Genomic DNA, 15,352 nt, shown 5'->3' on the forward strand with positions numbered 1-15,352 from the left:
TATGCGAAAACTGTATGATTATTTAAAAAAAACAGGGTTCCTGCTCGCGGCGTGTTGCTTTTTGACCTCATCATCGATATGGTCCCAAAGTCAATACACTTTTAATGGAACCATAACGGAAAATGGGACAAACCAGCCTTTGTCCGGAGCCTCCGTTTTCATTGAAGGCACCTCATTCGGAACAATAACCGATTTTGATGGTAACTATAGTTTTACTGCCACCTTAGAGCAAGGTTCGGTAAATCTAACCATTAGCTCTTTAGGGTTTACAACGCAAAATATTGCTATTGACTTAGGCTCAAGCTCATCAATTACTACGGATGTGGTCATGGTAGAAGATTTATTGAGCTTGGACGAAGTAGTGGTTACAGGTAATCCCGTTGGTGTAAACAAAAGGACACTGGGTAACGCCATTTCATCCGTTAAATCTGAGGATTTGGTGAACAATGGTGCAATTGCTGTAGATCAAGCCATTTCTGGTAAAATATCTGGAGCCTTGGTACAACAAAATTCTGGTGACCCCGCAGGTGGAATAAGTATCCGTCTTAGGGGGCCAAGTACGGTCTTGGGAAATTCTGACCCTCTCTACATTGTGGATGGGATAATAATCAGTAATTCCAGTAACAGTAATGACTTAGTGGATTTGGGAGGAACATCCCAAAACCGTCTTGTGGATTTGAATCCAAATGATATTGAACGGATTGAAATCATCAAGGGAGCGGCTGCCGCGGCCATTTATGGTTCTCGAGCCAGTAACGGTGTGGTTCAGATTTTTACTAAAAAAGGACGGACTGGAGCTCCGAAGTTCAATTTTTCAACCAATGTTCGAGTCAATGAGTTAAGAAAGGAAATTGATTACAATACAGTGCCACTTGCCTGGGTAGATCCTTTTGATCGCACCAATTTGGAAACTGTTCCCGTAGAACGTTTCAATTATCAAGATGATTTTTTTGAATCGGGATTTGGTGTTGAAAATTTTCTTTCTGTAAGTGGTGGTAATGAGAAAACCTCTTATTACATTTCTGGATCATTCTTGGACAATGAGGGAATAATCAAAAACACCGATTTTCAACGTATTGGCTTTAAAACCAATATTACCCAAAAAGCATGGGATTGGTTAGAAATCAATGCCGGACTAAATTACACCCGAAGTGTTAGTAATGATGTACCGAACGGAGGAATTAACGTTGCTTATGGAGCAATTACGGGCTTTGTTTTCAGTGATAACTCAGTGAATCCTAATCCAGATGAATCTGGCGTATACCCTGTAACCTCCTTATTAGTTCCTAGAACCAACCCTTTGGAGGCAGTGGACCGCTTTGATTTTGGTCAAAAAGTAAATCGCTTTATTACCAGTATTGGTTTAAATGCAAAAATCACGGATAAGCTAAGCGCCAGTTACCTGTTAGGTCTCGATTTCTTTAATCAGTCGGCGACAGGTTTCATTCCCATAAACAATACCTCTCCTGTAGGAGGTGGCTTTAGCAGAAGAGCTGATATTAATAACTTTCAATATAACAGTGATTTAAACCTAGCCTATAAAACTCCCATTACAGAAGATATAGAGTCTACTACTACTTTAGGAGGTTCGTGGCAATATGAAGAATTTGATCGGATTGCTATAGACGCAGAAGGTCTTGTCCCAATTGTACAAGTAGCAAATACAGGTACAATTTTCAGTCAAGGTGAAACCCGATCTCAAATTTCCTATTGGGGTTCTTTCCTACAACAGTCTTTTAGTTATAAAGATAAATTATATGTCAATGGTGCAATCCGTTTGGATGGTGCTTCTACTTTTGGTGAAGATGAGCGAAACCAATTGTACGCAAAAGCAAGTTTGTCCTATATTATTTCCGAAGAAGATTTTTGGAAAAATACCTTTGGCGATACATTCAACACTTTTAAAATTAGAGGCTCATGGGGTCAGGCAGGTAACTTAACTGCTTTATCAGCGTTTCAAAGATTTACTGTTTTTTCTCCATTTGCAATCAATGGCACACCCAGTTTGTTACCGGCTGGCGATGACGTTTTAACTGACGCTCCAGACCAAGGTGACCTAGATATTGCACCAGAGCGTCAAGAAGAAATTGAATTTGGTTTTGATGCTGGTTTGCTGAACAATCGTATTGGAATTGAATTCACCTATTACAAGCAAGACGTTACTGATTTACTATTACCCAGGGAACTAGCCCCATCTACCGGATTTGGTTCCAGAATAGAAAATGTTGGGGACCTAGAAAATGAGGGTATCGAAATTTTGTTGAGAGGTGCACCAATAAAAACCAATGATTTTTCTTGGGATGTAACAGCAACCTTCTCGCAAAATGAAAATGTGGTTACTAGAGTAGCAGGTGGCGGTCAATTTGCCTTACCTGATAGTTTTTCAACAAACTTCGTTATCGAAGGACAGCCTTTAGGCGTTTTCTTCCGGCAATTTTATGCAAGAGATGCGGACGGAAGTATTTCGTTGGATGAAAATGGCTATCCTTTTGCAGGTACTACAGAAGACGGCGCAAGCTCTAAGGTAATTGGAGACCCAAACCCAGATTGGTTTGGTTCCTTAATCAACGAATTTGCTTACAAAAACTTTAAACTAAGAATCCAATTGGATGCGGTGCAAGGTTTTGATGTTTTCAATTGGAACCGCAGACTATTGGATAATGTAATCTTTGGAGGAGGTTTCAACGTTGGCCAAGAGTTACTTGGAAACAGACCCAAAGGATTTGGTGGTGCCCAAGCAGGTATCTTTGAGGAATTCGTAGAAGATGGCTCTTTTGTAAAATTAAGAGAACTAGCTATAAGCTATGATTTTAAACCTCCAATAAAGGGAGTGGAAAACGTACAGTTGAGTCTAGTAGGTAGAAATCTCATTTCCTGGGATGATTATTCGGGATGGGATCCAGAAATAAATACTGCTGGACAGAGCAATGGGGTAAGAGGATTCGATTTTGCTGGAGTCCCTATCCCAAGAACGTATCAGTTAGGAGTCAATGTAAGTTTCTAATTAAAAAACAAAGACGATGAAAAAAACAATTATATACGTTATCATTTGTGTTTCACTTACACTAGGACTTTTCTCTTGTGAAACTGATTTTGAAAATCCAAATGCCGCTACTGAAGAACAAGTTTTTTCCTCTAGAGAAGGGGTATTCGCAGCAGCCGTAGGCCTTCAACAATTATATTCCGTTGTTGGAATACGTTGGATTGTAGAGACCCCAGCCATAACCACCCGTGAAGGAGGGATAACCACTACGTTCCAAAATATGATTGAATTGGAAGATGGAGGAACGCCTCTTCCCAATTTCAACTCCAATGTACAGGGACTTTGGTCAACCATGCTAAGGGTCATTGAAATAGCAGAGGATATTGAAAGTAATACCGATAATATTGAGTTGGATGCAGGTACCCGTAGTGGTCTAATCGCCCATGCAAAACTTTTCAAAGCATTGGCCATTGGAAGTCTCGCCCAGAATTATGAACAGGTGATTGTGGAAACAAGCAACGACAATGATGCTGCATTTGTTTCTAGAATCCAAGGTTTTGAAACAGCAATTACACTTTTGACAGAGGCAGCTGCCCAACTATCCGGTACAGCAGCTTCGGCAGAATTTATTGACGGAGTGACTTTGGGGAATATCGATTTAACAAGTACGATTACCGCATATCTAGCTCGTTACAATCTTTTCGCTGGAAACTATGAAGCCGCACTTGCAGCGGCCGGCAATGTAGATTTAACTTCGACTTCGACTTTTGAATATGACACTCAGAATCCAAATCCTATTTGGGCTAGAATTGTTCAAAACAATACTCCAAATTTCAAGCCTAGGGACAATTTTGGTTTGCCTACGGAATTTGTTTTTGACCCTGCGGATGGAAGATTGGCATTTTACTTCATCCCATTGGATGAGACCAATCAGAATGGTTTACCCATTGAGGACGTTGCTGGTTTCTTTAATGAAATAACAGAACCCATTCCAGTATACCTTCCAGATGAGATGAACTTAATAATCGCAGAAGCAAATCTTAGAATAGGAAGTCCAAACTTAGCTGCGGCTACAGCTGCATTAAATGAAGTACTCACGGATACGGACGACCCCTTTGAGGTCAATGCTAATGTCGCGGCTTACTCCGGAGATAACACGGTAGATGCCTTATTGAACGAGGTATATCGAAATAGAAGGGCAGAACTTCTATTTACTGGAATGAGTTTGGAAGACAGCAGAAGATTTGGAAGACCAGAACCTAGTGGCGCCGCAATGAATTTTGATGAAGAACGTAATAGAAATTTCTATCCGTATCCAGATTTAGAACGAAATAGTAACCCCAATACACCGGATGACCCATCCATTTAAGTAGTGGTTTTTGAATTTGTTAGTTTAAGTTAATTAAGCTTAAAGGCCTACTTTTAATCTTCAGGTAGGCCTTTTTTATTCTTATGAAATCAAGTTACTTCATTCTAGTTTTTCTTTCCCTAGCGTCTTGTGTATCATCCAGAAGCTTGAGAAATGCACCTAAAGAAGAGTTCAGAGGGGTGTGGGTAGCTACCGTGGTAAATATTGATTGGCCCAAAAATGGAAATGACCCAACTTCCAAACAAAAAAAGGATTTCATTGAAATATTGGATTTCTATCAAAACTTAAATTTCAATGCGGTAATTGTACAGGTAAGAACAGCAGGTGATGCTTTGTATCAGAGTCAACTGGCCCCTTGGTCCAAATATTTGACCGGCCAGCAGGGAAAAGCTCCCAAAGATTTCAAAGACCCTTTATCTTGGATGATAAAAGAGACCCACAGCAGAGGTATGGAATTTCACGCTTGGTTAAATCCCTACAGGGCTACATTTGATTTGGACACCCTTAGTTTGGACACAACCCATGATTTCAATCAATATAGGGATTGGATGATAAAGTATGGAAAAAAGTTCTACTATAACCCGAGATTATCCCAGGTCAGAAACAAATTTGCCAAAGTTGTGGAAGAATTGGTGGACAAGCATGACATAGATGCCATTCATTTTGATGACTATTTCTATCCGTACAAAATTGAGGGGGAAACCTTTAATGATTCCCTGACCTATCAATCCAACAAATTACCAAACCAAAGTTTGGATGATTGGAGAAGAAGCAATGTGGATTCGTTGGTCAAGCAAGTCCATGGTACCATAAAAAAATCCAAACCCTGGGTTCAGTTTGGCATTAGCCCCTTTGGGGTTTGGAGAAATAAGGATGTTGACCCAAAAGGTTCCGATACCAAGGCCGGACAAACCAATTATGATGACCTTTATGCCAATCCCTTACTTTGGATGAAGAAAGGATGGATAGATTATATAGCACCTCAAGCCTATTGGAGCATGGATTATCCAGCTGCTTCGCACAGAAATGTTTCAGAATGGTGGTCCATACAGAAAGGAACAGTAAATCTTTATATGGGAAATGGCCCTTATAAAATCAAAAACAACAGCGATAAGGCCTGGAACAAATACAATGAAATTCCAAAACAGCTCAAGTTTGCAAGGTCTTTGCCAAAAGTAAATGGCAATATATTCTTCAGTGCTAAGTCATTACTGGGCAAGCATCCAAAAACAGTAAAAAAAATCCGGAAAATATATGCCAGTCCAGTACCTAATCCAACATTAAAAACGCCTCATAAAAGGACATTGGAACCTCTTAAGATTGAAGCAAAAAAAGTACAAGACAACAAAGTCCAGATACGTCTAAACCACTTTGACAGCATACCCCGATTTGCATTATTCTACGTAAATAAAGGTAAGAAAAAAGGAAGGTTGCCCTTGTTCAAAAAAAGCTATCTTTCATCAGAAAAAGATACAATCCAAGTTGATGTTCCAATCTCTGGCAAAACAAAAAGACGAGGGATACAAATTGTCATCCAGGATGTCTATGGTAACAAAACCCAACCCGTAATACTAAATCCAAAACAACTCCAATGAAAGACATGCTGGTAAGACTTGTGGATTTACCTGATATTGGTTCTGAAGAAAAACAACTTTTTCAAGAAGAAAATATGGTCTTCAGAAAGCCAATTGCCGCAGAAAAAAGCTTGGTTTTGGAATGGGTTGAAAAAAACTTTAGCATCAACTGGAAGGATGAAGTGGACGTTGCATTTTCAAATGTGCCCGTTACCTGTTTTATTGCGCAAAGAAATCAAGATATTTTAGGTTTTGCTTGCTTCGAATGTTCAGCTAAGAACTTCTTTGGGCCAACTGGAGTCGTTCCTACGGAACGAGGAAAAAATATTGGTAAAATACTTTTGATAAAAGCCCTGCAAGCTTTAAAAGAATTGGGATACGCCTATGCCATAATTGGTGGTGTTGGACCCAATGAATATTATGAAAAGGTAGTTAATGCAAAAGTGATAGAAGGTTCGGAAAAAAGCATTTACGAAAACCTTTTAAAACATAAAAAGTAAATGAAAGTGGCCGAAAAAGATACCAGGGCTTGGGCATGGATTCCCACCTTATATTTCACACAGGGAATTCCGTACATCATTGTGGTAGTCGTTTCGGTTATTATGTACAAACGCCTTGGAATCAGTAATGCCGATATTGGACTCTATACGAGTTGGTTGTACTTACCCTGGGTAATCAAGCCATTATGGAGTCCAATAGTAGACCTTAATGGCACCAAAAGAAAGTGGTTTTTGGGTATGCAACTATTAGTTGCCCTATCATTTCTTGGCATTGGTTTTTTTCTACCTACCAACGCTTTCTTTACCATTACTCTTGCTTTCTTCTGGATGTCCGCTTTTGCATCTGCAACGAACGACATAGCTTCAGACGGCTATTATATGATTGGTCTCAGTCAACAAAAACAGTCCTTTTTCATTGGGCTTCGAAGTACTTTCTACAGATTGGCCATGGTTACCGCACAGGGACTTTTAGTAATACTTGCTGGTTTTCTGGAAAAGGAATACGGTGATAACACCAAAGCTTGGTCTGTAACCATGATATGCACAGCGGGCCTTATGCTTGTTTTAACTGTGGTCAACTTTTTTGTTACCCCAAAATTTGAAGGCCCAAAAAACGAAACCAGCGAAAAACCTTCAAGTTTTTCAGAAGTTTTTGTGACTTTCTTTCAAAAGAAACAAATTGGGATAGCTATTCTCTTCATTCTACTGTATCGGCTAGGGGAATCCCAATTGGTTAAAATGGCCTCTCCTTTTCTTTTAGATGAAAAGCAAGTTGGGGGTCTAAACCTCAGCACCGAAGCCGTTGGAACCATCTATGGAACTGTGGGCATTATTATGCTTTCTTTAGGCGGTATTGTCGGGGGCATTCTAATTTCAAGAGATGGACTCAAAAAATGGATGCTCCCCATGCTCCTTGCCCTTAATCTTCCCAATGCTTTTTATGCATTGCTTGCTTACACCGAAACTCAAAATCTGATAGCGGTTGTAGGAACAGTGGTTTTAGAACAATTTGGCTATGGATTTGGCTTCGCTGCTTTCTTAATTTTCCTTATCTATATTGCCGAAGGAGCATCAAAAACATCACATTATGCTATTGCCACAGGTTTTATGGCCTTAGGCATGATGTTACCTGGAATGTTGAGTGGTTATATTCAGGAATGGCTGGGGTACCCCGGTTTCTTTACTTGGGTAGTTATAGCTGCATTGCCGGCTTTCTTATTGCTTCCTTTCTTGAAATATCCGCCAGAGTATGGCAAAAAATCCGCAGATTCCAATGAGCAATAGGTTAGAACAATATAGAGAACTAGGTTCGACCCATGATTTCAGTCTAGGACAAAAAGTGGGGCAATTGTTCATGATAGCAGTTTTCATAAATGATTCCGAAGAAAACATCCAAAGAACAGAAAAACTGATTGTCGAAAGTCAAATTGGCGCGTTGTGTTTTTTTCATAGCAGAGCCAGTGCAGCTACTAATTTTGAGGGCAAAAAGAAGGTAGTTTATAATGAAAATAGCTATGAACGGCTCGTTTCTCTCATCAAAAGATACCAAAAAGTGTCCTCCACTCCCCTGCTTATTGCAATGGATGCCGAATGGGGTTTGGCCATGCGCATTGAAAACACCCATCAATATCCCTATGCATTAACGTTGGGGGCTCTTCAGAATGAAGAAGACTTAATCCATGATGTAGGTTACAAAATTGGTTGGGATTGTCTTGAAGCTGGAATCCATTGGAATCTAGCTCCTGTACTCGATATAAACAGCAATCCCGAAAATCCTGTTATTGGATATAGGTCATTTGGAGATGACAAAGAACAAGTTACCAAAAAAGCCAAAGCTTTTATAACAGGAATGCGTAAAGCAGGTGTTTTGAATTCATTAAAGCATTTTCCCGGTCACGGAGATACGAATACGGATTCACATTTAGCTTTACCGGTTATAGATAAATCAGTAGAAAATCTACTTGAAAACGAATGTTATCCCTTCCAAGAGTTGATGCATGAAGAAGCGGATTCCATCATGATAGGACACCTCTCCATTCCTGCTTTGGACCCATCTGGAAAACCAGCTACCCTATCCAAAACCATACTATCGGATGTTCTTCGAAAAAAAATGGGGTATCAAGGATTGATAATCTCAGATGCGATGAACATGCATGCAGTATCCAAAAGGTTTAAAGAAAAGGGGGCTTTGGAATTAACCGCCTTCAATGCTGGAATGGATATGTTTTGTTTTTCGGAGCACCCAAAAGAGGCTATTGAAAAAATTGTTTCAAAAGGCGAGGATAAAAGGATTGCATCGAGCTTCGAACGCATTTGGGAATTGAAGAAAAAAGCCTTCAATCAACCCAGTGATATAGTGAAAACAGGAATTACTCCTAAACAGTTAAACAAAGAAATAGCTCAGGCCTGTTTGACCGAACTCTTCAAGGGTACTAGAAACAAAATATCTGTTTCACCCCAACATTTACAACATATCATCCTAGGCAAACCAAAAACAAACGTTTTCCCTGAGTATTTGGAGCAAGAACTCAAAATCAAAACCTCTTCAGTAGGTGATATGACACCGGACGAAATCCAAGATCTAATCCATTTTCAAAAAACAACCGTTATTTCCGTTTTTCCGCCTTCGGTAAAACCCAAAAATGGATTTGGATTTACCGAAGCAGAGCTTGAGACATTAAATGAAAAACTTAAGAAGGGGAATTGCATTTTATACCTTTTCGGTAATCCATTTCTTATCCATACGCTGCATCTCAATAAGCAAAACTCTTACATCATAGTATATCAGGACTTCCCTGAATTTCAAGAAGTGGCCTGCTCACATTTTGAGGGAAAACTTCTTCCTCAAGGAAAGCTCCCTTTTCAGATAAAAACGAATGTACATGAAAACTGAAATTATAGACTCTTGGGAAAAAAACGCCAAAGAATGGAGCAAAATCATCCAAAATCATGGTATTGCTTCTCGAAAATTCACAAATAAGGCAATTCTCAATGCCATAATGAATACAAAAGCCTCAAAAGTTGGTGATTTTGGTTGTGGTGAAGGTTGGTTGACACGGGAAATGAATAAAATGGGCATGGTAGCTTATGGGTTTGATGCTATCCAGGCATTACTTGAAGATGCCGAACAAAATGGACCTGGAGAGTATCACCAACTTACCTTTGAAGATATCATTGCTGGAAAACCGATTCCACACAGCACTTTTGATTTGGTAGTTTTCAACTTCTGCATATATCTTAAAGATGGACTTTCCCAGCTGATTGAAAATACCTTGAAGGTTATCAACCCAAAAGGATTTATCCTTATCCAAACACTACATCCTTTTTTCCTGGTTCAAAATGGAATGAAGTACAAAGGGCAATGGATATCCGATTCATGGAAGGGACTTCCAGGAAATTTCATTGAAGGTCATTCTTGGTATGCTAGAACCCTTGAAGATTGGGTTTCTGTTTTGGCTTCCATTAAAGAAGTGGACTTTACCATCAAGGAAATAACTAATGATGAAGGACAACCCATTTCACTTGTCATCCAAATTCAGAAGTTGTAATGATGGAATACAAAGTATTGGGAATGATGTCAGGAACCTCGTTGGATGGTCTTGATATGGCGCTATGTTACTTTTCAAAGAAAAAAGAGAAATGGGATTTTTCCATTGAAAAAACCAAGGCAATTTCTTATGATGCTACTTGGAAAGACCGCCTAAAACATGCCATTCATTTAAGCGCTGAGGGGCATAATATTCTCGACCAAGAATATGGGATATGGTTGGGCGAACAAGCCAAACAGTTTATAGAAGAAGCTCAAATTGAAGTGGATTTCATTACCAGCCATGGGCATACCTCCCACCATAGACCCGAAGAAGGATTCACATTTCAATTGGGCCATGGACAGTTACTTGCGAATACATCGGGCTATAAGGTAATCTGTGACTTCAGAACCAAAGATGTGAAACTAGGTGGACAAGGAGCTCCGCTGGTTCCTATTGGTGACCATTTGCTCTTTGGTGAATATGATTTCTGCTTGAATTTGGGGGGAATCAGTAACGTTTCCTTTGTAGAAGATGGTAAAAGAAAAGCCTTGGATATAGGTATGGCGAACATGCCCTTAAATTTTCTTACCCAACGAATCAACATGGAGTATGATGAAAATGGACAATTGGCCCGTACCGGGAATCTGCTTCCCGAACTTAAAACCGCTCTGGACAACCTGGAATACTACAAGCTTCCTCATCCAAAATCCACAGGCTATGAATGGTTTCTCCAAGATGTAGTTCCACTTATTGAAGGCTTGGAAGCAAGTATACCGGATTTGCTCCATACCTTAATTCACCACAACTGTGAACAAATTGCTCTTGAGATTGATAAATTTCGTTCAAAGTCGAAAAACACAATGTTCGTAACTGGAGGAGGTGCTTTTAATTCCTTCTTTGTCGATACCCTAAAGCAAAAACTTGGAGATTCCCTTACATTGAAGATTCCCAGCAAAACTTTGATTGCCTTTAAAGAAGCTTTGGTGTTTGCTTTAATGGGCGTTCTCCGAGAAGAAAACAAAACCAACGTTTTCGCATCGGTTACGGGTGCAAGCCAAGATAGTTCTAGCGGAAAAGTCTTTTTACCAGAACAATAAATAGTCTATTTAGCAGTGGCGAGTCTTCTCGACCTTTTCGCCATCCGAAAAATAACAACTGAGATAAGTCCGCAAATGGCCAATCCCATAAAAAGGGGGAGCACCTTATCTTCAACATAACTTCCTATAAAAGTGGCAATGGGAATAGAAATTACAGTGGAAATAAACCCGTTGATAGCCGCCCCTATTCCAGCGATATGACCAATGGGTTGCATAGCTATTGAGCGAAAATTACCCCACATAAAGCCTAAACAGAAGAATTGAAGCGATAGAAAGGCAATTAGTGCGATGACACTGGGATTTCCTGTCTGCCAAAAAAGTACAACAAACAAAATAGCCACCGCGCAAAAAGCAAGCAAAGCCATATAGGAAAGCTTCCACATACCATAACGTAATACCAAGGTACCGTTTGAAAATGTAGAAACGCCAATGGAAATGGAAAGACCCGCAAAAATGTAGGGAAAAGAATCCTTTAGCCCGTACAAATCTTCAAAAATATGTTGGGAGGCACTCAGGTACACTAAAAAAGCACCAGTTATAAAGCCAGAGGCCATGGTAAAAGCAACGGTTTCTTTATAGCGCATGAACTCTTTTAGTCCATCAATAAAAACATGCCTTGAAAATGGAACCTTGTATTCGGGTTTAAGCGTTTCCGGTTGACGTTTCCAAAACCAAAGTCCAACAGCCAATGTACATGCGAGCTGTACATAAAAAATGGCTTGCCAATTGGAGATATCCAAGATAATTTTCCCTATGGATGGAGCAACCACAGGAACTAAAATAAAAAATGCAGTTACAAAAGACATGACCCTGGCCATCAAATCGCCACTGTAGGTATCCCGAATTATGGAAATAGCAATGCTTCGGGCCACTGAAAGTCCAATCCCCTGAAGGATACGGCCCACAATCATCCATTCCAGATTTGGAGCCCAAAGACATATAAAACTGGCAATGGCGAAAACAAACATCCCCATATAAACCACAGGCTTTCTTCCATAACAATCAGAAAGCGGTCCAAAAAACAACTGACCAACTCCCAATCCCAAAAAAATCATGGTTATCAGCTTCTGATTTTCCGTGGGGTCAAAACTGTTTATGGTTTCACCAATATTTGGAATTGCTGGCAATAAGGTGTCAATGGATAGCGCTACAATAGACATAAGCGCCGCCATTAGTGCCATAAATTCGAAACTTGGTTTCTGGTTTTCTTTTTGCATTGGGCAAAATTAGTCAACCTTGAAAGACCAAGTATCCTTTAGGGAAAGTATTTACCTTAAGTTAATAACAACCCAGTTCTTAAATCTTTACAACGGAATGTTCCCGTGTTTCTTTTTGGGTGTGTGCACCTCTTTTTTCTCCAACATGGCAAAGGCTTTGAGCAATTTTCTACGTGTATTTTCCGGTAGTATTACCTCATCAATAAAACCTCTTCTAGCCGCACGATAGGGATTAGCAAACTTATCTGCATACTCGGCTTCTTTCTCTTTTAACTTAGCCTCAGGGTCATCCGCTGAGGCAATTTCTCTTCTAAAAATGATTTCACTAGCACCTTTGGCACCCATTACCGCAATCTCTGCAGTAGGCCATGCAAAATTAAAGTCGGCGCCAATGTGTTTGGAGTTCATTACATCGTAAGCACCACCATACGCTTTTCTGGTAATTACAGTGACTCGGGGAACTGTTGCTTCACTCAAAGCATACAACAGTTTTGCACCGTGCATGATTATTCCATTCCACTCTTGGTCTGTACCGGGAAGGAATCCAGGGACATCCACCAGGACCAATAAAGGTATGTTGAAAGCGTCGCAGAATCGGGTAAAACGAGCTGCTTTTTGGGAACTTTTCACGCCAAGAACACCTGCCAAGAACATGGGCTGGTTTGCTATGATTCCTATACTTCTGCCTCCCAAACGGGCAAAACCAACAATAATATTCTCAGCATAATCTTTATGGATTTCATAAAACGAATCATAATCAATGATACCGTTTATGACATCATGCATATCGTAAGGCTTGTTAGGATTGTCCGGAACAATACGGGAAAGTTCTTCTCGCACCTCTTCCCCTAACTCATAGGGCTTGTGTTTAGGAATTTCCTTGTTGCTCTGAGGAAGGTAATCCAAAAGTTTCTTGATATCATCCAAACAAGCGGCGTCATTACTTGAAGTCTTATGCGCCACTCCCGATTTTACAGCATGGGTGCTGGCACCTCCTAGCTCTTCCGAACTTACTTCTTCATTGGTCACGGTCTTTACCACATTTGGCCCAGTTACAAACATATAACTGGTTTCTTCTACCATGATGATAAAATCAGTCATCGCTGGAGAGTATACTGCACCACCGGCACAGGGTCCCATTACAGCTGAAATTTGAGGTATAACACCAGAAGCTTGCACATTCCGATAAAAAATATCAGCATATCCTCCCAAAGACTTTACACCTTCTTGGATTCTAGCTCCGCCAGAGTCGTTTAATCCAATAACAGGAGCTCCCACTTTCATAGCCAAATCCATCACCTTGCAGATTTTCTCTGCATGGGTTTCAGATAAGGCTCCACCAAAAACGGTAAAATCTTGAGCATATACATACACCAATCTACCATTAACGGTTCCATACCCAGTAACTACCCCATCACCAAAATAGATTTCTTTGTCCATACCAAAGTCGGTGGTTCTATGGGTCACCAGGATGCCCATCTCTTCAAAAGAACCTTCATCCAAAAGATATTGAATCCGTTCCCTTGCCGTTAGTTTTTTCTTGGCATGCTGTTTTTCTATTCGCTTTTCACCTCCTCCTAATTGGGCTTGGTCAATTCGTTCTTGTAGGGTCCGTAATTTGGAATCCATAATATCTTAGTTTGATGGGAGTTGAACTGTTTTTTGGTCTTCGAAATATAATTTAAGAGCTACCATGGCCGCTATTTCGGCTTCGCTGGCAGACTTTTCCTTGATAGCTTCAGGAGAATAATAATTCTTCACAAAATGAGTATCAAAATTTCCTGAACGAAACGCTTCATGTTCAAAAACAAACGTACCGAAAGGAAGTGTAGTCTGAACCCCTTTTACCTTATAGTTTTCAATAGCATTTAAAATAAGTTCTATAGACTCCTCTCGGGTTTTACCATAGGTAATTAATTTGGATAGCATAGGGTCATAATAAATGGGCACATCCATGCCTTCCTCAAATCCATTGTCCACGCGCACTCCCTCTCCTTCCGGAAGCTGGTAGGTTTCCAACTGTCCTACGCTGGGCAAAAAGTCATTGAGCGGGTCTTCCGCATATACGCGAAGTTCCATTGCGTGTCCCCGGATTGTTAAATCACTCTGCTTCATGGGTAGTTCTTCTCCCCTGGCCACCTTAATTTGAAGTTCCACCAAATCCACTCCTGTAATCATTTCCGTAACTGGATGCTCTACCTGTAAACGAGTGTTCATTTCCAAGAAGTAGAAGTTCATATCGGCATCCATCAAAAACTCTACGGTTCCCGCTCCAACATAATCACAGGCCTTTGCCACTTTGGTTGCTGCCTCACCCATGGCGTTACGGAGTTCAGGTGTCAACAAAGAAGAGGGTGCTTCTTCAACTACTTTTTGGTGCCTTCTTTGGATACTACATTCCCTTTCAAAAAAATGAAGGACGTTGCCATGCGTGTCTGCCATCACCTGAATCTCGATGTGTCTTGGCGACGTCACATATTTTTCCAAAAACACGGAACCATCACCAAAAGCCGAAGTGGCTTCACTGATGGCACGTTCCATTTGTGACTCAAAATCAGCCTCATTATCAACGATACGCATACCCTTTCCCCCACCTCCTGCAGAAGCTTTAACCAAAATTGGATACCCTATTTCCGATGCTATCTTTTTGGCTGCTTTGACATCTGTAATAGCTTCGTCAATACCAGGAACCATTGGGATATTATAATCTTTTACCGCATCCTTTGCCTCCAACTTACTTCCCATAACCCGAATTGCCTTGGATTTGGGACCTATAAAAGTGAGTCCATTCTGTTCAACAGACTCTGCAAAATCTGCATTCTCGCTCAAAAAACCGTATCCTGGATGTATACCGTCAACATTTAGTTTTTTGGCCACTTCGATAATCTTATCGCCTACCAAATACGATTGATTGGAAGGTGCTGGTCCTATACAAACCGCTTCATCCGCAAAGCGTACATGGGGGGCATTACGGTCCGCTTCAGAAAAAACAGCTACCGTATCAATTCCCATTTTTTTAGCGGTTTTCATAACTCTTATGGCTATTTCCCCGCGATTGGCTACCAATATTTTTTTCATGGAA

The 15,352-nt window shown here is 40.4% G+C and carries 11 protein-coding genes; 8 read left to right on the forward strand and 3 right to left on the reverse strand.

The window, feature by feature from the left end; genetic code table 11:
- Position 1 precedes the first annotated feature (1 nt).
- From ACOKFD_RS05660 to ACOKFD_RS05695, 8 genes are all read left to right on the forward strand, one after another.
- Positions 2-3,004 (forward strand): SusC/RagA family TonB-linked outer membrane protein, encoded by a 3,003-nt coding sequence (locus ACOKFD_RS05660; protein WP_422860350.1) that lies wholly within the window; start codon positions 2-4, stop codon positions 3,002-3,004.
- Between the two features lie 16 nt (positions 3,005-3,020).
- Positions 3,021-4,352, forward strand: coding sequence for a hypothetical protein (locus ACOKFD_RS05665; RefSeq protein ID WP_422860351.1), 1,332 nt, complete (start codon positions 3,021-3,023; stop codon positions 4,350-4,352).
- 83 nt (positions 4,353-4,435) lie between these two features.
- Positions 4,436-5,947, forward strand: a complete 1,512-nt coding sequence (locus tag ACOKFD_RS05670) for a glycoside hydrolase family 10 protein (RefSeq protein ID WP_422860352.1) — start codon at positions 4,436-4,438, stop codon at positions 5,945-5,947.
- Positions 5,944-6,426, forward strand: a complete 483-nt coding sequence (locus ACOKFD_RS05675; protein WP_422860353.1) for a GNAT family N-acetyltransferase — start codon at positions 5,944-5,946, stop codon at positions 6,424-6,426. Before ACOKFD_RS05670 ends, ACOKFD_RS05675 begins: the two co-directional genes overlap by 4 nt.
- Entirely contained in the window at positions 6,427-7,710 is a 1,284-nt protein-coding gene (locus tag ACOKFD_RS05680; protein ID WP_422860354.1) for an MFS transporter, read from the forward strand.
- Complete coding sequence (locus ACOKFD_RS05685) at positions 7,700-9,319, forward strand: glycoside hydrolase family 3 protein (protein ID WP_422860355.1); 1,620 nt, start codon at positions 7,700-7,702, stop codon at positions 9,317-9,319. The genes ACOKFD_RS05680 and ACOKFD_RS05685 overlap by 11 nt, the downstream gene beginning before the upstream one ends.
- Positions 9,309-9,974, forward strand: coding sequence for a class I SAM-dependent methyltransferase (locus ACOKFD_RS05690; protein ID WP_422860356.1), 666 nt, complete (start codon positions 9,309-9,311; stop codon positions 9,972-9,974). Before ACOKFD_RS05685 ends, ACOKFD_RS05690 begins: the two co-directional genes overlap by 11 nt.
- Complete coding sequence (locus ACOKFD_RS05695; protein ID WP_422860357.1) at positions 9,974-11,053, forward strand: anhydro-N-acetylmuramic acid kinase; 1,080 nt, start codon at positions 9,974-9,976, stop codon at positions 11,051-11,053. The genes ACOKFD_RS05690 and ACOKFD_RS05695 overlap by 1 nt, the downstream gene beginning before the upstream one ends.
- Positions 11,054-11,058: 5 nt before the next feature.
- Here the strand turns inward: ACOKFD_RS05695 and ACOKFD_RS05700 are convergent, their stop codons facing one another.
- The 3 genes from ACOKFD_RS05700 to accC all read right to left on the reverse strand — a co-directional run bounded on the left by ACOKFD_RS05700 (position 11,059) and on the right by accC (position 15,348).
- Positions 11,059-12,270, reverse strand: a complete 1,212-nt coding sequence (locus tag ACOKFD_RS05700; RefSeq protein ID WP_422860358.1) for a multidrug effflux MFS transporter — start codon at positions 12,268-12,270, stop codon at positions 11,059-11,061.
- Positions 12,271-12,357: 87 nt separating this feature from the next.
- Positions 12,358-13,899, reverse strand: a complete 1,542-nt coding sequence (locus tag ACOKFD_RS05705) for an acyl-CoA carboxylase subunit beta (RefSeq protein ID WP_422860359.1) — start codon at positions 13,897-13,899, stop codon at positions 12,358-12,360.
- Between the two features lie 6 nt (positions 13,900-13,905).
- Complete coding sequence (gene accC / locus ACOKFD_RS05710; protein ID WP_422860360.1) at positions 13,906-15,348, reverse strand: acetyl-CoA carboxylase biotin carboxylase subunit; 1,443 nt, start codon at positions 15,346-15,348, stop codon at positions 13,906-13,908.
- Between the last annotated feature and the right edge of the window lie 4 nt (positions 15,349-15,352).

Origin of the sequence: Flagellimonas ulvae, assembly GCF_049333175.1 — a bacterium.
Classification (GTDB): domain Bacteria; phylum Bacteroidota; class Bacteroidia; order Flavobacteriales; family Flavobacteriaceae; genus Flagellimonas.

What these genes read in the sequence shown, in the direction of transcription:
- ACOKFD_RS05680 (WP_422860354.1), top strand. Translation starts at nt 6,427, where the DNA reads ATGAAAGTGGCCGAAAAAGATACCAGGGCTTGGGCATGGATTCCCACC.
- ACOKFD_RS05660 (WP_422860350.1), top strand. Translation starts at nt 2, where the DNA reads ATGCGAAAACTGTATGATTATTTAAAAAAAACAGGGTTCCTGCTCGCG.
- accC (WP_422860360.1), bottom strand. Translation starts at nt 15,348, where the DNA reads ATGAAAAAAATATTGGTAGCCAATCGCGGGGAAATAGCCATAAGAGTT.
- ACOKFD_RS05695 (WP_422860357.1), top strand. Translation starts at nt 9,974, where the DNA reads ATGATGGAATACAAAGTATTGGGAATGATGTCAGGAACCTCGTTGGAT.
- ACOKFD_RS05670 (WP_422860352.1), top strand. Translation starts at nt 4,436, where the DNA reads ATGAAATCAAGTTACTTCATTCTAGTTTTTCTTTCCCTAGCGTCTTGT.
- ACOKFD_RS05690 (WP_422860356.1), top strand. Translation starts at nt 9,309, where the DNA reads ATGAAAACTGAAATTATAGACTCTTGGGAAAAAAACGCCAAAGAATGG.
- ACOKFD_RS05675 (WP_422860353.1), top strand. Translation starts at nt 5,944, where the DNA reads ATGAAAGACATGCTGGTAAGACTTGTGGATTTACCTGATATTGGTTCT.
- ACOKFD_RS05705 (WP_422860359.1), bottom strand. Translation starts at nt 13,899, where the DNA reads ATGGATTCCAAATTACGGACCCTACAAGAACGAATTGACCAAGCCCAA.
- ACOKFD_RS05700 (WP_422860358.1), bottom strand. Translation starts at nt 12,270, where the DNA reads ATGCAAAAAGAAAACCAGAAACCAAGTTTCGAATTTATGGCACTAATG.
- ACOKFD_RS05685 (WP_422860355.1), top strand. Translation starts at nt 7,700, where the DNA reads ATGAGCAATAGGTTAGAACAATATAGAGAACTAGGTTCGACCCATGAT.
- ACOKFD_RS05665 (WP_422860351.1), top strand. Translation starts at nt 3,021, where the DNA reads ATGAAAAAAACAATTATATACGTTATCATTTGTGTTTCACTTACACTA.